We start from the raw sequence: 18,633 nt of genomic DNA on the forward strand, positions 1-18,633 counted from the left end.
CCGTACGGTGCGAGGTATGGGAACCAAGACTGTTGACGAAACCGGGGCCGAGACGGGCCCCGAGGCGAAGACCGACGAGGAGAAGGTGAACGTCACGAAGACCGACGCGGCCGCTGCCGACGAGGTGACCGGGGCCGACACCGAGATCGACGACTCCGCGGAGGGCGACGAGGTCGAGGGTCTCGAGGGCCTGGCCGAGGACGAGACGGAGGGCCCGTCCGGCGTCGGCCAGGGTGCGGCCGCCGTCGCGTCCGTGGGGCTCGGCCTGGTCTCCCTCACGGGTGGCTGGATCGGCACCGTCGCCGCCGCCCGCGAGACCCTCGTGGGCCAGCTGGAGACCGCGTCCACGGCGACCGTCTCCACCCAGGTCAAGGAGATCTACGGCGATGCCTGGCACGCCACCGCGATGTGGGGCGGCATCTTCGCGCTCGTCGCGCTGATCGTCGGTGTCGTCGTGCTGGCTCGGCCCGCCTTCGGGGCGCCCGGCAAGCCGCAGGCCCCGTGGATCAAGTCGGTCGCCTGGGCGGGTGTCTCGCTCGGCGTCATCGGCCTGCTCCTGGCCGTCCTCAAGTACACCGACATCCTGCTCGGGTTGCCTTCCACGAGCTGAATCACCGCTGGTCCCGAGGGGTCTTAGGGCGGCCGTAAGCACCTTACGGCGGCACCTGAGGCCCCTCAGCCATGTCTAAGGCCCCTACGGCCCCCGAAGATGCGGAACTCTCCCGATGTGACCGACCCACCTTGGAGACGAAGGTAGAGGCATCGCAGAAAGCGAAGCACGAAACCGGATCTCACAAGGGACACACCATGTACGAGTACGAACTCTCCCAGCTCCGTTCCGCAGAACTCCTCCGTCAGGCCGAGAACGAGCGGCTGGCCCGCGAGGCGGTCCGTGGCCGCCGCGCCGCCCGTCGCGAGGCAGTGCGCCAGGAGGCCGAGAGCGGGGTGCATACCGACCGCCCGCGCCGGCTGCGGTTCCTGCGCGCAGCGTGAGCGCCACAGAGGAGGACGGCCGCACGGGGAGCACCATCGCGGCCGTCCTCCGGAACACCGACCCGGACGGGAAACGGGACACCGTTCCGCACGGGAAACGGACCACCGGGACAGATGACCAGGCCGACGCCGCCCCGCATGCCGGGGCGGCGTCGACGGGTGTGGTGCGGGAGGCCGTCGTTCCGTATGCGAGGGACGCGTCCGAGATCGCGCTCCGTGCGAAAACCGGTGCCCTGCCCTCGTACCCCCGTGCGATGCTCGGGCCCGTGGAGACCAGGTCCGTCAGTCCCGTGTTCGTCGGCCGCACCGGCGAGCTGAACACCTTGAGCGACGCGCTCGCCCGAGCCGCTGCGGGTGAGCCGCAGGCGCTGCTGATCGGCGGCGAGGCCGGTGTCGGCAAGACCCGGCTCGTCGAGGAGTTCGCCACCGCCGCCGGCCGGCAGGGCGCGGTCGTCGCGCTCGGCGGCTGCGTCGAGATCGGCGCCGACGGGCTGCCCTTCGCCCCGTTCTCCACCGCCCTGCGTGCCCTGCGCCGCGAACTGCCGGACGAGATGACCACCGCGGCCGCGGGCCAGGAGGAGGAACTGGCCCGGCTCCTGCCCGAACTGGGCGAGGCGCCCTCGGGACGCCACGACGAGCAGAGCATGGCCCGCCTCTTCGAACTCACCGCCCGCCTCCTGGAGCGCGTCGCCGCCGACCGCACCGTCGTCGTCGCCCTCGAGGACCTGCACTGGGCCGACGCCTCCACGCGTCACCTCCTCGCCTACCTCTTCCGCACCCTGCGCACCGGCCGCCTCGTCGTCCTCGCCACCTACCGCGCCGACGACATCCACCGCCGTCACCCGCTGCGCCCCCTGCTCGCCGAACTCGACCGGCTGCGCACCGTCCGCCGCCTCGAACTCGGCCGCTTCAACCGCACCGAGGTCGGCCGCCAGATCGCCGGCATCCTCGCCTCCGAACCCGACCCGTCCCAGGTCGACGACATCTTCGAGCGCTCCGACGGCAACGCCTTCTTCGTCGAGGAACTCGCCGTCGCCGCCCACGAGGGCTGTTGCGCCGGTCTCACCGACTCCCTCCGCGACCTGCTCCTGGTCCGCGTCGAGGGACTGCCCGAGAGCACCCAGCGGGTCGCCCGGGTGGTCGCCGAGGGCGGCTCCACCGTCGAGTACCGGCTGCTCGCCGCCGTCGCGGGACTCGCCGAGGACGACCTCATCGAGGCGCTGCGGGCCGCCGTGAACGCCAACATCCTCACCGCCGCACCCGACGGCGACGGCTACCGCTTCCGCCACTCCCTGGTCCGCGAGGCCGTCAGCGACGACCTGCTGCCCGGCGAACGCTCCCGCCTCAACCGCCGCTACGCCGAGGCCCTGGAGGCCGACCCGGCGCTCGTGGCGGCCGACGGCCGCGTCATGCGCCTGGCTACCTACTGGTACCACGCCCACGACCCCGCCAAGGCCCTGCCCGCCGTCCTGGACGCCTCCGTCGTCGCCCGCCGCAGGCACGCCTACTCCGAACAACTGCGGCTCCTGGAACGGGCGATGGAGCTGTGGGACACCACCCCCGAGGACATCCGGGCCGCCCTGCGCCCCGTCGACTACACCGAGGTCTACCCGCCCTGCGGCTGCGACCCCGCCACCACCCCGCTGCGCTATCTCGACCTGATGGCCGAGGCCGCGGTCGCCGGCCGGCTGTGCGGCGAGCGGGAACGCGCCCTGAAGATCACCAAGCGGGCCCTGCACCTCCTGGAGGAGGAGGGCGATCCACTGCGCAGCGCCTGGTTCTGGGTGCAGCGCTCCCGGCTGATTTCGGCGCTCTCCCGGGGCGACGGCTGGCAGGAACTGGCCACCGCCCAGGACCTGGTACGCGGCCTGCCGCCCTCCGAGGTGCACGCCGAGGTCCTCGCCCATGTCGCCAACTGGTCCATGGTGCACGTCCCCGGCCCCGACGCCTTCTCCGCGGCCGAGCGTGCCGTGGAGTACGCGCGCATGCTCGGCGTCCGCGAGATCGAGATGAACGCCCGGCTCACCCTCGGCAGCCTCAAGGTCCACGCCGGTGACATCGAGACGGGCCTCGCCGAGATGCTGGAGGTGAAGCGGCAGACGATCGAGCACGGTCTGTCCGCCGTCGCCGCCCGCGTCTATGTCAACCTCCCCGACGCCCTCGAAGCCGTCGGCCGCTCCGCCGAGGCCGTGCCCATCCTGGAGGAAGGGATCGCCTACACCCGGCGGTTCGGCCTCCTGGACAGCGAGTCCTGGGCCTGGGGCAACCTCGCCGAATCCCTGTGCAGCCTCGGCCGTTGGGCCGAGGCCACCGAAATCTCCACCACGGCCGAACGCGTCGGGCAGAGCGCCAAGCCCCGCGGCTTCCACGCCCTCCTGCGCGCCGAACTCGCCCTCGCCCGCGGCGATCTCGCCGAGGCCGCCCGGCAAGCTGCCGCCTCCCGCGGCCACTTCGGCACCCATGACCGGCCGCCGCAGAACGAGATCCCCCTCGCCCGCATCACCATCGCCGTCGCCGCCGGCGAGGGCCGCCTCCTGGACGCCCGCGCCGAACTCGAACGCGCCATGGACATCGGCTTCCCGCCCGACACCCAGCGCCACGCCTGGCCCCTCCTGCTGACCGCCGCCACCATGGAGGCCGACGCCCTGGGCCTGCCCGCCGCCGCCCCCGGCCGCGCCGCGCTCCTGGAACGCATCCGGCAGGCCGCCAGGCCCCTGGCCACCAACGTCCCCGTCTGGCAGGCCCACGAACGCTGGGTCCGCGCCGAGCTCCTGCGCGCCGAGGGCACCAGCGACCCCGACGACTGGTCCGAGGTGACCGCCGCCTTCGAGTCCCTGGACCGCCCCTACGACCTGGCCCGGGTCCGCCACCGCCTCGCCGAGGCCCTCCTCACCACCGGCGGCGAGGACGAACGCGACCGCGCCACGGAACTGCTCCGCCTCGCCCACGCCGTCGCCCACCACCTCGGCGCCCGACCGCTGGCCGACGCCGTCACCCAGCTCGCCCAGCGCGCCCGCCTCCCCCTGACGCACACCCCGAAGCGGTCCCTCGCCACGGCGGCTTCCACCGATCCCGCCGAGGCACTGGGCCTCACCGGCCGGGAACGCGACGTCCTGCGCCTGGTCTCCGCCGGCCGCACCAACCGTCAGATAGCCGAGGAACTGTTCATCTCCCCTAAGACGGCCAGCGTCCATGTCTCGAACATCCTCGCCAAGCTCGGCGTCTCGGGCCGCGGCGAGGCGGCCGCGGTGGCGCACCGGCTGGGGCTGTTCCCGGCGGAGACGCTCACCGGGCGGACGGCGGGGTGAGGTCCCGGCGGCTGGGGCCATGGGCTCACGATCCGGAAGAGCGGCGCCCGGCTTACGCTGTAAAGGACGCCGGCCGAGGGAGGTCCCGTGTTCAACGCCTTTGAGCAACTCTTCGCCCCTGGCCGAAAACACACCCAGGACGAAGAGAACCGGCTGGAACTGACACGGGAGGACATCGGCGACAGCGACCCCGGACACGGACCGATAGACCTCTCGTCCGGCAAGGTCGTGGTACGCCGACCCACGCCGGACGAGCCCTCCGAGGAGTGACCGGTCAGCTCACCTGCACCTGCACGATCCGGTCGTCCCCGTCCTTCGGGTCCCCCCTGCCGTCCGTGTTGCTGGTGACCAGCCACAGCTTGTCGCCGCCCGCCGACACCACCGTGCGCAGCCGGCCGAACTCCTCCTCCAGGAACGCCTGCGGGTCGGCCGAGGCCTCCGTGCCCTTCAGAGGGATGCGCCACAGCCGCTGGCCCTTCAGGCCCGCCATCCATATCGAGCCCTCGGCGTAGGCGATGCCGCTGGGGGAGGCGTCGTCCGTGGCCCACTGCGCCAGCGGACTGTGGAACTCCTCGTCGTCCGTCCTGCCCTCGGCCTTCGGCCAGCCGTAGTTGTCGCCCGGCTTGATCGCGTTCAGCTCGTCCCAGGTGTCCTGGCCGAATTCCGAGGCGAACAGACGCTGCTTGGCGTCCCAGGCCAGGCCCTGCACATTGCGGTGGCCGAAGGAGTACACCGGGGAGTCCGGGAACGGGTTGCCCGGGGCCGGGTCGCCCTCCGGTGTCAGACGCAGAATCTTGCCGCCCAGGGACTTCTTGTCCTGGGACAGACCGGTGTTGCCGCTCTCGCCCGTGCCCGCGTAGAGCATCTTGTCCGGGCCGAAGGCGATCCGGCCGCCGTTGTGGATGAAGCCCTTGGGGATGCCCCTGAAGATCGTGTCGGGTGCGCCGAGCTGCTCGCCGGCGGGCTTCTTCTCCTCGTACAGCATGCGCACGATGCGGTTGTCCGAGGCCGAGGTGAAGTAGGCGTAGACCATGTGGTCCGAGGCGTAGTCCGGGGACAGCGCGAGGCCCATGAGCCCGCCCTCGCCGGCCGGGGAGACTCCCGGTACCTCGCCCAGCTCGGTCTTCTTGCCGCTCTCCCCGTCGACCCGGGTGATCGTCGCCCGGTCGCGGGAGGAGACCAGCAGATCGCCGTCGGGCAGCGGGGCCAGGCCCCAGGGCGTGTTCAGCCCGGTGGCCACGGTGCGGAGCACCTTCGCCGAGCCCTTCGCGGGGGGTGTCTCCTCGGCCGCCTGCCGGCTGGGGGAGGACTGGGACGTCGTACTGCTGGGCGTCGGCCCGCCTTTCGCGGGGCCTCCTCCCGAGCTGTCGTCCGACGAGCAGCCGGCCGTCAGCAGGAGCGTGCCCACGGCCAACACGGCCGTCACCACTCGACGTTGCACGATCTCGGTCCCTTCGACGCGGCGGGTTCTACTGTTCTTACACCGCTCGCGCCTCACAGGTTCCCGATCTCCGAGACCCGATGCGCGGACGTGCTCCCCGCCCCGGGTTCCCGCGGTGCCGGACCCGTAGGCGTGCCCCGACCCCTCAGTCCCAGGATCCCTGTGCCCCCGGCAGCTTCGCCACCTCGGCCAGATCCTGTGCGGTGAGCCGCAGCTCCGCGGCCGCCGCGTTCTCCGTCACCCAGCGCTCCCGCTTGGCGCCCGGGACCGGGACGACGTGGTGGCCCCGGGACAGCACCCAGGCCAGGGCCACCTGGGCGGGTGTGACGTCGTCGCCGTGGCGGGCGGCGATGCGGCGCAGACCGGCGACGATCGGCTGGTTGGCGGCCATCATCTCCGCCGTGAAGCGGGGGTGGCGGGCGCGGACGTCGTCCGGTTCGAAGCCCTGGCCGGGGGTCAGGGTGCCGGTGAGGAAGCCGTTGCCCAGCGGCATCGCCGCCAGGAAGCCGATGCCGCGCGCCTCGCACCACGGCAGCAGCGCCTCCAGGGCCTCCGGCGACCACACCGACAGCTCCGCCTCCACCGCGCTCACCGGGAAGACCTGCTGGACCCGCTGGAGCTGGCGGATCGTCGCGTCGTGCAACCGGGCCCCGGAGCGGCGGCCACCGCGCGCACCCATCGCGCACAGGCCCAGCGACCGCACCTTCCCGGCCCGGACGAGCTCCGCCATCGCCCCCCAGGTCTCCTCGACCGGGACCTCGGGGTCGGCGCGATGGAGCTGGTACAGGTCGATCACGTCCGTCTGAAGCCGCCGCAGCGACGCGTCGCACGCCCGCTTCACATAGCCGGGGCGGCCGTTGGCCACGATGTGCTGCTCGCCGACCAGCAGCCCCACCTTGGTCGACACGAAGGCGTCCTCGCGCCGCTCCTTCAGCACCCGTCCCACCAGCAGCTCATTGGTGAACGGGCCGTACATGTCCGCCGTGTCCAGCAGTGTCGAGCCCACGTCCAGCGCCCGGTGCACGGCCCTGACCGACTCCTCGCCGCGCTGCCGCGACCCGCTGTAGGCCCAGCTCATCGGCATGCACCCGAGTCCCACATCCCCCACCGCGAGCGCCGCCGCCCCGATCGTCCTGCGCTCCACCTGCTCGTGACCCTCCCTCTTCCGGCACCCCACAACCTAACCTCTGCGCCCTCACGCCCCTGACATAGCCTCGTGTCCATGACTGCTGCTGACGTGTGGCTCCCCATCCCGCCGGACGAGATCGCCGGGCTCCCCGAAGGGCCCAACTACCTTTTCTGGGACGGGGGCGAGGACGGGCGGCAGCCCTACCCCGGCGACCCGGCCGACTGCGTGGTGTACGTCGTGCCCTACATGAAGCGGCAGCCCGTGAAGGTCCGCCCGCTCAAGGAGATGCGGAACCTGCGGCTCGTCCAGACGCTCACGGCGGGCGTCGACGACGTCCTGGCGCGGCTGGACGACATCGCCCCCGGTGTGCCGCTGTGCAACGCGCGCGGTGTGCACGAGGCCAGCACCGCCGAACTCGCCCTCACCCTGACCCTGGCCTCGCTGCGCGGCATCCCCGGCTTCGTGCGGGCCCAGCAACAGGAGCACTGGCAGGGCGACTTCCGCCCCGCGCTCGCCGACAAGAACGTGCTCGTCGTCGGCTACGGATCGATCGGCGCCGCCATCGAGGACCGGCTCGTACCGTTCGAGGTCGCGCGGGTGGCGCGCGTCGCGCGCTCCGCGCGCACTACGGAGCGCGGACCGGTGCACCCGCTCACCGAGCTGCCCGCCCTGCTCCCCGACGCGGACGTCGTCATCCTCTCGACGCCGTTGAACGAGACCACCCGGGGCCTGGTGGACGCGGAGTTCCTGGCCCGGATGAAGGACGGCGCCCTCCTGGTGAACGTCGCGCGCGGTGGCGTCGTCGACACCAAGGCGCTGCTCGCCGAACTCGAGAGCGGACGCCTCACCGCGGCGCTGGACGTCGTCGACCCCGAACCACTGCCCCAGGGGCACCCGTTGTGGCAGGCGCCCGGCGTGCTCATCAGTCCCCACGTGGGCGGACCGACATCCGCGTTCCTGCCGCGCGCAAAGCGGCTGCTGGTGGACCAGTTGGGGCGTTTCGTGAACCAGGAGCCCCTGCGCAACGTGATCCTTACGACAGGCCCCACCACCGCGTAGATCCGCGGAGCAAGAGGCGTGTAATCCGTTTCCGGTACCCTCCGCTACCTTCCGGACGCGGTCCGTGCTCGCATCGCCGCTGGTCGTCACGGAGCGTAGAGGAACTATGTCCCTGAGTGACGAGACTGGTGTATCGTCCCGACAGGGGCTGCGCCGCGCACCGTTCGGCGCCGGGGATGGACATTTCAGACTGTGAGGGGGGCGACGGGCGATGCACGGCCTATGGACGAACGATCCGACGCGGCGAAGCCGTCGGCGGCGACCCTGGCGCACGGCCGCGCGCAGACGCGGTCACCACGGCGGCCACAGCTGCCGTCACAGCCATCACCAGCGCAGGCACAGCAGCCGCAGGAAGCATGCGCATCCAGCGACCCCGGACTCCCGGGACCCTGGAGCGGCGCGGACCGGGAGGACCCGGTGAGCTCGCCGCCGCCTCCCACGACCACCCTCAACGGAGCGCTGCGGGCACAGCCTTCGCCAGGGGCGCTGCTCCCCCGGCCGCCGGCCTCCGGCGGTCGGAAGAGCCTGGTCCACCAACTCGTACTGGCCCTGGTGTGCGCGGGATACGCCGTCGGTTCCGCGCTCGGCTGGGGCTCTCAGGAAGTCGCGCTGATCATGGGCGACTTCGGGCTGAGTGCCGCGGCGGGCATCGCCGCCGTCTCCTGCTTCCTCTACGCCCGTAACCGCCGGGTCCGCTTTCGGCTCGCCTGGACGCTGTTCGCCCTCTCCTCGGCCATGGCGTCCCTGGGCAACCTGGTCTGGGGGTGGTACGAGGTAGTTCTGCAACGGCCGGTGCCCAGCCCCAGTTACGCCGACGGGTTCTTCCTGTGCTTCGCGCCGCCCGCCATCGTGGGCCTGCTGGTCCTCGCCAAACGGCCGGTGACGAAGGCGGGTTGGGTCTGCCTGGGCCTCGACGCCTGGCTGATCGGCGGCTCGCTGCTCACGCTCTCGTGGAGCCTGGCCCTCGCCCAGGCGGCACGGTCCGAGGGCTCGAGCGTCTCGCAGACCGCGTTGTCACTGGCGTACCCGCTGCTGGACATCGCCCTGGTCAGCATGGTGCTGGCGCTGCACTTCCGGCGCTCGGCGATAAACCGGTCCGCGGTCAACACCGCGATCGGCGCCCTCGCCCTGACCGTCATGTGCGACGCCCTGTTCACCTCACCGCTGGTGCAGAACGCCTACCGCTCCGGTCAGTTGCTGGACGCGGGCTGGTTCGCCGGTTCGCTCCTGCTCGCCTACGCGCCCTGGGCCGCGCCCCGGCACGCGTCGGCGACCGCCGAGGGACCGGACGGGGCACGCCAGGACGGCACCGGGCACACGCGCGTGGTGCACGAGCACCTGCCGGGACAGCGCGGCGGCATCCACCACCACGCACCCCCGCAGGGCGGTGATCACAGCCGGTATCCGGCCGCCGGGCCCATCGTCGGTTCCCTCTCCGCGCTCACGCCCTATCTCGCCGCCGCCGTCTGCACCCTGGGGATCCTCTACAACGTCCTCGACGGCCACAGCGTCGACCGTGTGGTGCTCCTGACCGGTGGCACCGTCGTGCTCGCCCTCGTGGTGCGCCAGGGCATCATGCTGCTCGACAACATCACCCTCACCCAGGAACTGGCCCAGAAGGAGAACCACTTCCGCTCCCTGGTGCAGGGCTCCAGCGACGTCATCATGATCGCCGCGCCCAACGGCATTCTCCGGTACGTCTCACCGGCCGCGGCGGGCGTCTACGGCCGCCCCGCGGAAGACCTCGTGGGCACCGAACTGGCCAATCTCATCCACCCGGAGGATCTGGGGTGCGTCGTGCACGAGGTGCGCCGCTTCCTCGCCGCCAGCGCCCTCGACGAACCCACCACACGCATCGAGTGCCGCTTCAGGTCCGGCGACGGTGGCTGGCTGAACGTCGAGTCCACCGTCAACCGTCATCACGGCGGCCTCATCTTCAACAGCCGGGACGTCACCGAGAGAGTGCGCCTGCAGGCGCAGCTCCAGCACAACGCCGAGCACGACCCGCTCACCGACCTGCCCAACCGCGCCCTGTTCACCAAGCGCGTCCAGCAGGCCCTGTCCGGCCGCCGCTCCTCGGACCGCGGCACCGCCGTCCTCTTCATCGACCTCGACGGCTTCAAGGCCGTCAACGACACGATCGGGCACCAGGCCGGGGACGAGCTGCTCGTCCAGGCCGCCCGCAGACTCCAGGACGCGGTCCGGTACGGCGACACTGCGTCCAGGCTCGGCGGCGACGAGTTCGCGGCCCTGATCGTCGGGGACGGCACCCGGGACCGCGCCGCCCGGGAGCGCCACATCCTGGAGCTCGCCGACCGCCTCAGGATCACGCTCTCGCAGCCCTACCTCATCGACGGCAACGATGTCCGCGTCGCCGCCTCCATCGGCGTCGCCTTCTCCGAGCCCGGCCTCGGCGCCGGCGAGATCCTGCGCAACGCCGACCTGGCGATGTACCGCGCCAAGTCGGCCGGCAAGGGACGCGTCGAGCTGTACGCGCCGCAGATGCAGCAGGACGTCGTACGCAAGGCGGAGCTGGCCACCCGGCTGCGTGCCGCACTGCACGACGGCGAGTTCGCGCTGCTGCACCAGCCCGTGGTGTGTCTGGAGGACGGCCGGATCACGTCCGTCGCCGCCCAGGCGCGCTGGCGCTCCTCGCAGGGGGTGCTCTTCACGCCCGCCGAGTTCCTGCGGGTGGCAGAGGACAGCGACAAGACCGCCGAGCTGGGCCGCTGGATGCTGGAGGAGGCCGTCGAGCAGGCCGCCGAGCGCACCGCGACCGGGCTGTCCGTGCCGGTGGCGGTCCGGATGAGCGCCCGGCGGCTGCTGGACCGCTCGCTGCCGCTCGGCTCGATCGAGGCCCTGCTGACCCGGCACGGGCTGCCGTCCGGGTCCTTGGTGATCGAACTGTCCGAAACCGATCCCCGTGTCTCCCTGGACGAGCTGGAACGCCGGCTGGGCGCGTTGCGCCGACTCGGCGTGCGGATCGCCCTGGACGGCTTCGGCAGCGGGTACGCGGCGATCACGGCACTGCGCAGGCTCCCCGTCGACGTACTCAAACTCGACCGCAGTCTGGTCGAGGGGGTCGTGGAGTCCGCGCGGCTGCACAAGATCACCAGTGGGCTGCTCAGGATCGCCGGGGACCTCGGGTTGCAGTCCGTGGCCGATGGCGTGGATCTGCCGGAGCAGGTCGTGGCGCTGCGGGCGATGGGCTGCACACACGGGCAGGGGATGGCGTTCTCCGGTCCGCTGGACGAGTACCGGCTGCGCCGGGCGCTCGGTTCCGGCCATTATCCGGTGCCGCACGGACCGGCCGAGCCCGCGTTCGCGGGCAGTGTGAGAGGTGAACGAGCAAAGGAGCGGGCGGGGGTGTACACAAGTGGTGTCCCCGCTGTTCTCGGAGGCGGAAGTGCCCTTCGCTCACATAATGAGACTCCCGTCCCACCCGCTTGACACGTGGTGTGCGCCGGGGAGAGGGTCTGTGCCATGCGCACCCGAATTCTCGTACTTGGAAAGCGCGTCGGCTGAGCTGGTGACGTCCGGGCGGACCCGGAACTCCCAGCGACCACTCCCGGCGCGCTCCCCTCGCTTGCCTCTTGGCACGAGGGGTTTTTTGTTGCACAGGATCCAGGCGTAAAAAGCATCACACCGCACAAACCTCGCAAAAACCCTCAGCATCGAGAAGAGAATGACGATGACCGAGCAGGCCACCGGGGCCCACCATCCGCAGCCGCGGCCCCGATCCGGAGGACAGCAGTCCGCCCCCGAGCACGTCACGGGCGCGCAGTCCCTCATCCGCTCTCTCGAGGAGGTCGGGGCCGACACGGTATTCGGCATCCCCGGCGGTGCGATCCTTCCCGCGTACGACCCCCTGATGGACTCCACCCGGGTGCGCCACGTCCTGGTCCGCCACGAGCAGGGCGCCGGTCACGCGGCCACCGGCTACGCGCAGGCCACCGGCAAGGTCGGCGTCTGCATGGCGACCTCGGGACCCGGCGCCACCAACCTGGTCACCCCCATCGCGGACGCGCACATGGACAGCGTGCCGATGGTCGCGATCACCGGGCAGGTCGCCTCCAAGGCGATCGGTACCGACGCCTTCCAGGAGGCGGACATCGTCGGCATCACCATGCCGATCACCAAGCACAACTTCCTGGTCACCAAGGCCGAGGACATCCCGCGGGTCATCGCGCAGGCGTTCCACATCGCCTCCACCGGCCGCCCGGGCCCCGTCCTGGTCGACATCGCCAAGGACGCCCTCCAGGCGAAGACCACCTTCTCCTGGCCGCCCACCATGGACCTGCCCGGCTACCGGCCCGTCACCAAGCCGCACGCCAAGCAGATCCGCGAGGCCGCGAAGCTCATCACCAACGCCAAGCGGCCCGTCCTCTACGTCGGTGGCGGGGTCATCAAGGCCCAGGCCACCGCCGAGCTCAAGGTTCTCGCCGAGCTCACCGGAGCGCCCGTCACCACCACCCTGATGGCGCTCGGCGCATTCCCCGACAGTCACGAGCTGCACGTGGGAATGCCGGGCATGCACGGTGCGGTCACCGCCGTCACCGCGCTGCAGAAGGCCGACCTGATCGTCGCCCTCGGAGCCCGCTTCGACGACCGCGTCACCGGCAAGCTGGACAGCTTCGCCCCGTACGCCAAGATCGTCCACGCCGACATCGACCCGGCCGAGATCGGCAAGAACCGGGCCGCGGACGTGCCGATCGTCGGTGACGCGCGCGAGGTCCTCGCCGACCTGATCCAGGCGGTGCAGAAGGAGCACAGCGAGGGCCACCGGGGCGACTACACCGCCTGGTGGAAGGACCTGAACCGCTGGCGCGAGACGTACCCGCTGGGCTACGACCAGCCCGACAACGGATCGCTCTCGCCGCAGCACGTCATCGAGCGCATCGGGCAGCTCGCGCCGGAGGGCACGATCTTCGCCGCGGGCGTCGGCCAGCACCAGATGTGGGCCGCGCACTACGTCCAGTACGAGAAGCCGGCGACCTGGCTGAACTCGGGCGGCGCGGGCACGATGGGCTACGCGGTCCCGGCCGCGATGGGCGCCAAGGCCGGTGCCCCGGACCGGACGGTCTGGGCGATCGACGGCGACGGCTGCTTCCAGATGACCAACCAGGAGCTCACCACCTGCGCCCTGAACAACATCCCGATCAAGGTCGCCGTCATCAACAACGGCGCCCTCGGGATGGTCCGCCAGTGGCAGACCCTCTTCTACAACCAGCGCTACTCCAACACGGTGCTGCACTCCGGGCCCGACGACGTCAACCCGCAGGCCCGCGGCACCCGTGTCCCGGACTTCGTGAAGCTGTCCGAGGCCATGGGCTGCCACGCGATCCGCTGCGAGTCCCCGGAGGACCTGGACAAGGCCATCGAAGAGGCGAACTCGATCAACGACCGCCCGGTCGTCATCGACTTCATCGTCCACGAGGACGCGATGGTGTGGCCGATGGTCGCAGCCGGCACCTCCAACGACGAGATCCTGGCCGCCCGGGACGTCCGCCCCGACTTCGGCGACAACGAAGACGACTGAGCGAGACAGACGTAGAGACGCAGAGAGAGACGTAAAAGATCATGTCCAAGCACACGCTCTCCGTCCTGGTGGAGAACAAGCCGGGCATCCTGGCCCGGATCGCCGCGCTGTTCTCCCGCCGCGGCTTCAACATCGACTCGCTCGCCGTGGGTGTCACCGAGCACGCCGACATCTCCCGCATCACCATCGTGGTGAGTGTCGACGCGCTGCCGCTGGAGCAGGTCACCAAGCAGCTCAACAAGCTCGTCGAGGTGCTCAAGATCGTCGAGCTGGAGCCGTCGAGCGCCGTTCAGCGTGAACTCGTTCTGGTGAAGGTGCGGGCCGACAACGAGACGCGCTCGCAGATCGTCGAGATCGTCCAGCTGTTCCGTGCCAAGACCGTCGACGTCTCCCCGGAGGCCGTCACCATCGAGGCCACCGGCGGCGCCGACAAGCTCGAGGCGATGCTGAAGATGCTGGAGCCGTTCGGCATCAAGGAGCTCGTCCAGTCCGGCACGATCGCGATCGGCCGCGGCGCCCGTTCGATCACGGACCGTTCGCTGCGCGCCCTCGACCGAAGCGCGTAAGGCTGTAGTGGGGTACGGGCGGCTCCCGGCCGCCCGTATACCGAGACCCCGAGACCTCATCCCATCCCGCCGTCATACGGTGGGACGCAACACCTGCACTCAAGGAGAGAACCCAAAGTGGCCGAGCTGTTCTACGACGCCGACGCCGACCTGTCCATCATCCAGGGCCGCAAGGTCGCGGTCATCGGTTACGGCAGCCAGGGCCACGCCCACGCGCTGTCGCTGCGCGACTCGGGTGTCGACGTCCGTGTCGGCCTGCACGAGGGCTCCAAGTCCAAGGCGAAGGCCGAGGAGCAGGGCCTGCGCGTGGTGACGCCGTCGGAGGCCGCCGCCGAGGCCGACGTCATCATGATCCTGGTGCCGGACCCGATCCAGGCCCAGGTCTACGAGGAGTCCATCAAGGACAACCTCAACGACGGCGACGCGCTGTTCTTCGGCCACGGTCTGAACATCCGCTTCGACTTCATCAAGCCCCCGGCCGGCATCGACGTCTGCATGGTCGCCCCCAAGGGCCCGGGCCACCTCGTCCGCCGCCAGTACGAGGAGGGTCGCGGCGTTCCCTGCATCGCGGCCGTCGAGCAGGACGCCACGGGCAACGCCTTCGCGCTCGCCCTGTCGTACGCCAAGGGCATCGGCGGCACCCGCGCGGGCGTCATCAAGACGACCTTCACCGAGGAGACCGAGACCGACCTGTTCGGCGAGCAGGCCGTTCTCTGCGGTGGTACGGCCGCGCTGGTCAAGGCCGGTTTCGAGACGCTGACCGAGGCCGGCTACCAGCCGGAGATCGCGTACTTCGAGTGCCTGCACGAGCTGAAGCTGATCGTCGACCTCATGTACGAGGGCGGCCTGGAGAAGATGCGCTGGTCCGTCTCCGAGACCGCCGAGTGGGGCGACTACGTCACCGGCCCGCGGATCATCACCGACGCCACCAAGGCCGAGATGAAGAAGGTCCTCGCCGAGATCCAGGACGGCACCTTCGCGCGTGAGTGGATGGCCGAGTACCACGGCGGTCTGAAGAAGTACAACGAGTACAAGCAGCAGGACTCCGAGCACCTCCTGGAGACCACCGGCAAGCAGCTCCGCAAGCTGATGAGCTGGGTGGACGAGGAGGCGTAAGCCTTCGACGACGGGGCCGGGGCATTTCTGCTCCGGCCCCGTTGTCCAACCTGTCTCATCACGGACGGGTGATCCTTCCGTAGAGGCGTAAGACCACCTGGGTAGCGCCACTACACTGCCGTACTACATACGCGTCAGGCCCACAGCGTCGTGCGTCTTCCACGCGGCAAGCCCCTCCACCGCCTGCGGCCGTCGGGACGGCCGTCCGCATTGGACATGTGAGGACTCACGTGAGCTCGAAACCTGTCGTACTCATCGCTGAAGAGCTGTCGCCCGCGACTGTCGACGCGCTTGGCCCCGACTTCGAGATCCGGCACTGCAACGGCGCGGACCGCGCCGAGCTGCTGCCCGCCATCGCCGAGGTCGACGCGATCCTGATCCGCTCCGCCACCAAGGTGGACGCGGAGGCGATCGCGGCCGCGAAGAAGCTGAAGGTCGTCGCACGAGCCGGCGTCGGCCTGGACAACGTGGACGTCTCCGCCGCCACCAAGGCCGGCGTGATGGTCGTCAACGCCCCGACCTCCAACATCGTGACCGCCGCCGAGCTGGCCTGTGGCCTGCTGCTGGCCACCGCGCGTCACATCCCGCAGGCCAACACCGCCCTGAAGAACGGCGAGTGGAAGCGCAGCAAGTACACCGGCGTCGAGCTCGCGGAGAAGACCCTCGGTGTCGTCGGCCTCGGCCGCATCGGCGCGCTCGTCGCCCAGCGCATGTCGGCCTTCGGCATGAAGGTCGTCGCCTACGACCCCTACGTGCAGCCCGCGCGGGCCGCGCAGATGGGCGTCAAGGTGCTGTCGCTGGACGAGCTCCTCGAGGTCTCCGACTTCATCACCGTGCACCTGCCCAAGACCCCCGAGACCCTCGGTCTCATCGGCGACGAGGCCCTGCACAAGGTCAAGCCGAGCGTGCGCATCGTCAACGCCGCGCGCGGTGGCATCGTCGACGAGGCCGCACTGTTCTCGGCGCTCAAGGAGGGCCGGGTCGCCGGCGCCGGCCTCGACGTGTACGCGAAGGAGCCCTGCACGGACTCCCCGCTCTTCGAGCTCGACGAGGTCGTCTGCACCCCGCACCTCGGCGCCTCCACCGACGAGGCCCAGGAGAAGGCCGGTATCGCGGTCGCGCGGTCCGTGCGTCTCGCCCTCGCCGGTGAGCTCGTGCCCGACGCGGTCAACGTCCAGGGCGGTGTCATCGCCGAGGACGTCAAGCCGGGCCTGCCGCTCGCCGAGCGCCTCGGCCGGATCTTCACCGCCCTCGCGGGCGAGGTCGCGGTCCGCCTCGACGTCGAGGTGTACGGCGAGATCACCCAGCACGACGTGAAGGTGCTGGAGCTCAGCGCCCTCAAGGGTGTCTTCGAGGACGTCGTCGACGAGACCGTGTCGTACGTCAACGCCCCGCTGTTCGCGCAGGAGCGCGGCGTCGAGGTGCGGCTGACGACCAGCTCGGAGTCGGCCGACCACCGCAACGTCGTCACCGTGCGCGGCACGCTGGGCAACGGCGAGGAGGTCGCGGTCTCCGGCACGCTGGCCGGCCCGAAGCACCTGCAGAAGATCGTGGCCGTCGGTGACTACGACGTCGACCTGGCCCTCGCCGACCACATGGTCGTCCTCAAGTACGAGGACCGTCCCGGTGTCGTCGGCACGGTCGGCCGCGTCTTCGGCGAGGCCGGCATCAACATCGCCGGTATGCAGGTGTCCCGTGCGATCGCCGGTGGCGAGGCGCTGGCGGTCCTGACGGTGGACGACACGGTGCCCGCCGGGGTGCTGACCGAGGTGGCCGCGGAGATCGGCGCGACGTCGGCTCGTGCGGTGAATCTGGTCTGAGGTCGCGGTCGGTACTGGGGGCTGCCGCCCCCAGACCCCCGCTTCGGCCCTGAAGGGGCCTCGTCCTCAAACGCCGGACGGGCTGAGCTTGCTCTGCTCGTCCGGCGTTTCGCATGCCTGCGGCCGTACCTCGACGCCTCGCAGCGTCACCGCCGCCAGTACCGCCGCCCCCGCGAGCACCACTGCGCCGGCGATCGCCGCCCCCTGCATCCCGCTGGTGAACGCCTCCCGGGCCACCGTCGCCAGACCCGGCACCCGGTCGGCGATCGCCAGCGCTCCGCCCAGCGTCTCCCGGGCCACGTCCGGGGCCGTGCCCGGCATCTCGTGGCGGTAGACCGCCGTACCGATCGACCCGAGCACCGCCATGCCCAGCGCCCCGCCGAACTCCGCGCCGGTCTCCATCAGGGAGGACGCGGTGCCGGAGCGTTCCGCCGGGGCGGTGCCCATCGCGAGGTCCATGATCTGGGACATCACGGTGACACCGCCGACCGCGAGGATCGCGCAGGCGACCAGCACCAGCCACATCGAGTCCGTACCGGACAGGGCCAGCAGCGCGAAGCCGCCCGCGGAGATCGCGAAGCCCGCGGTGACGACGTGGGCGCGGTTGACGCCCTTCTGCACCAGCGTGGTCGCGATCGGTGCCGCGGCCCCGATCGGCACCGACGGCAGCAGGGCCCACAGGGCGGACTCCAGCGCGCTCTTGCCGAGCACCGACTGGAGGTACTGCGTGGTGAAGTAGGCCGACCCCATGATCCCGAACGCCGAGACCAGGTTCAGGACGACGGACGGTGCGAAGCCGCGGCCGCGGAACAGGGCAGGGTCGATCATCGGTGAGGCCGTGGTGCGCTGGCGGTGGACGAAGAGGGCCGCGAAGAGCAGGCCGACGGTGATCGAGACGGCGTAGCGGACGTTCCAGCCGTCCGAGGGGATCTCCTTCAGGCCGTAGACCACGGGGAGCACCGCGGCCATCGACAGCGGGACGCTCGGCCAGTCGAAGCGGCCGGGGGAGGGGTTGCGCGACTCGGGGAGCAGTGCCGGGCCGAGGAGCAGCAGCAGTGCCATCGCGGGCAGGTTGACCAGGAAGACCGAGCCCCACCAGAAGTGTTCGACCAGCACCCCGCTCATCACCGAGCCGAGTGCGATCCCGGCCGTCATCACGCCGGACCACATACCGATCGCCTTCGCGCGCTGTCCGGGGTCGGTGAACATCGTGCGCAGCAGGGCCATCGTGGAGGGCATCAGGGTCGCGCCGCCGATGCCGAGGACCGCGCGGGCCGCGATCAGGGTCTCGGCGCTGTTCGCGTACGCCGCGACCAGCGAGGCGGTGCCGAAGGCGGCGGCGCCGATCAGCAGGAGCCTGCGGTGGCCGATGCGGTCGCCGAGCGAGCCCATCGTCATCAGCAGGCCGGCCAGCACGAACGCGTAGATGTCGAAGATCCACAGCTGCTGGGTGCCGGTCGGCTCCAGGTCCGCGCTGATCGAGGGCACCGCGAAGTAGAGGACGGAGACGTCCATCGAGACCAGCAGCAGCGGAAGCATCAGCACGCCGAGGGCGGTCCATTCACGGCGACCGGCGAGGGAGCCGGGAGATGTGCTCTTCGGGTTCGTCGGGTTCGTCATGGCGGTGACTATACGGATGTCTTAAACGTCTGTCTATGACGC

At 70.8% G+C, this 18,633-nt stretch carries 13 protein-coding genes; 10 read left to right on the forward strand and 3 right to left on the reverse strand.

Translation table 11 applies throughout. The features are described 5' to 3' along the window. Window positions 1–16 precede the first annotated feature (16 nt). The 4 genes from ABKA17_RS04735 (at window position 17) to ABKA17_RS04750 (ending at window position 4,571) form a co-directional block, all read left to right on the forward strand. Entirely contained in the window at window positions 17–610 is a 594-nt protein-coding gene (locus tag ABKA17_RS04735; RefSeq protein WP_353690538.1) for a hypothetical protein, read from the forward strand. Between the two features lie 197 nt (window positions 611–807). Continuing rightward, window positions 808–993: a hypothetical protein gene (locus ABKA17_RS04740; RefSeq protein ID WP_353690539.1), complete on the forward strand. Its 186-nt coding sequence runs from the start codon at window positions 808–810 to the stop codon at window positions 991–993. A gap of 254 nt (window positions 994–1,247) precedes the next feature. After that, window positions 1,248–4,301 (forward strand): helix-turn-helix transcriptional regulator, encoded by a 3,054-nt coding sequence (locus ABKA17_RS04745; protein ID WP_353690774.1) that lies wholly within the window; start codon window positions 1,248–1,250, stop codon window positions 4,299–4,301. Between the two features lie 87 nt (window positions 4,302–4,388). Beyond that, window positions 4,389–4,571, forward strand: a complete 183-nt coding sequence (locus tag ABKA17_RS04750) for a DUF6191 domain-containing protein (protein WP_353690540.1) — start codon at window positions 4,389–4,391, stop codon at window positions 4,569–4,571. 4 nt (window positions 4,572–4,575) lie between these two features. Here ABKA17_RS04750 and ABKA17_RS04755 read toward each other — a convergent pair whose 3' ends face one another. Further along, window positions 4,576–5,727, reverse strand: coding sequence for a PQQ-dependent sugar dehydrogenase (locus tag ABKA17_RS04755; protein WP_353690541.1), 1,152 nt, complete (start codon window positions 5,725–5,727; stop codon window positions 4,576–4,578). A 160-nt stretch (window positions 5,728–5,887) separates the two neighbouring features. Beyond that, window positions 5,888–6,886, reverse strand: coding sequence for an aldo/keto reductase (locus ABKA17_RS04760; RefSeq protein WP_353690542.1), 999 nt, complete (start codon window positions 6,884–6,886; stop codon window positions 5,888–5,890). A 78-nt stretch (window positions 6,887–6,964) separates the two neighbouring features. Between ABKA17_RS04760 and ABKA17_RS04765 the strand changes: the two genes are divergently transcribed. The 6 genes from ABKA17_RS04765 to serA all read left to right on the forward strand — a co-directional run bounded on the left by ABKA17_RS04765 (window position 6,965) and on the right by serA (window position 16,971). Beyond that, window positions 6,965–7,930, forward strand: coding sequence for a 2-hydroxyacid dehydrogenase (locus tag ABKA17_RS04765; protein WP_353690543.1), 966 nt, complete (start codon window positions 6,965–6,967; stop codon window positions 7,928–7,930). A gap of 417 nt (window positions 7,931–8,347) precedes the next feature. Continuing rightward, window positions 8,348–11,380 carry a putative bifunctional diguanylate cyclase/phosphodiesterase gene (locus ABKA17_RS04770; RefSeq protein WP_353690544.1) on the forward strand — a complete coding sequence of 1,011 codons (3,033 nt, stop codon included), beginning with the start codon at window positions 8,348–8,350 and terminating at the stop codon, window positions 11,378–11,380. 235 nt (window positions 11,381–11,615) lie between these two features. Further along, window positions 11,616–13,469, forward strand: coding sequence for an acetolactate synthase large subunit (locus ABKA17_RS04775; RefSeq protein ID WP_353690545.1), 1,854 nt, complete (start codon window positions 11,616–11,618; stop codon window positions 13,467–13,469). Between the two features lie 41 nt (window positions 13,470–13,510). Further along, window positions 13,511–14,035, forward strand: coding sequence for an acetolactate synthase small subunit (ilvN, locus tag ABKA17_RS04780; protein ID WP_353690546.1), 525 nt, complete (start codon window positions 13,511–13,513; stop codon window positions 14,033–14,035). Window positions 14,036–14,152: 117 nt separating this feature from the next. Next, a complete protein-coding gene (ilvC, locus tag ABKA17_RS04785) occupies window positions 14,153–15,151 on the forward strand; it encodes a ketol-acid reductoisomerase (protein WP_046261684.1) in 999 nt (332 codons plus the stop codon). A gap of 230 nt (window positions 15,152–15,381) precedes the next feature. Next, window positions 15,382–16,971: a phosphoglycerate dehydrogenase gene (serA, locus tag ABKA17_RS04790; protein ID WP_353690547.1), complete on the forward strand. Its 1,590-nt coding sequence runs from the start codon at window positions 15,382–15,384 to the stop codon at window positions 16,969–16,971. A gap of 66 nt (window positions 16,972–17,037) precedes the next feature. Here serA and ABKA17_RS04795 read toward each other — a convergent pair whose 3' ends face one another. Further along, entirely contained in the window at window positions 17,038–18,591 is a 1,554-nt protein-coding gene (locus tag ABKA17_RS04795; protein WP_353690548.1) for an MFS transporter, read from the reverse strand. Window positions 18,592–18,633 lie beyond the last annotated feature (42 nt).

This window comes from Streptomyces sp. RG80 (genome assembly GCF_040446465.1).
GTDB lineage: Bacteria > Actinomycetota > Actinomycetes > Streptomycetales > Streptomycetaceae > Streptomyces.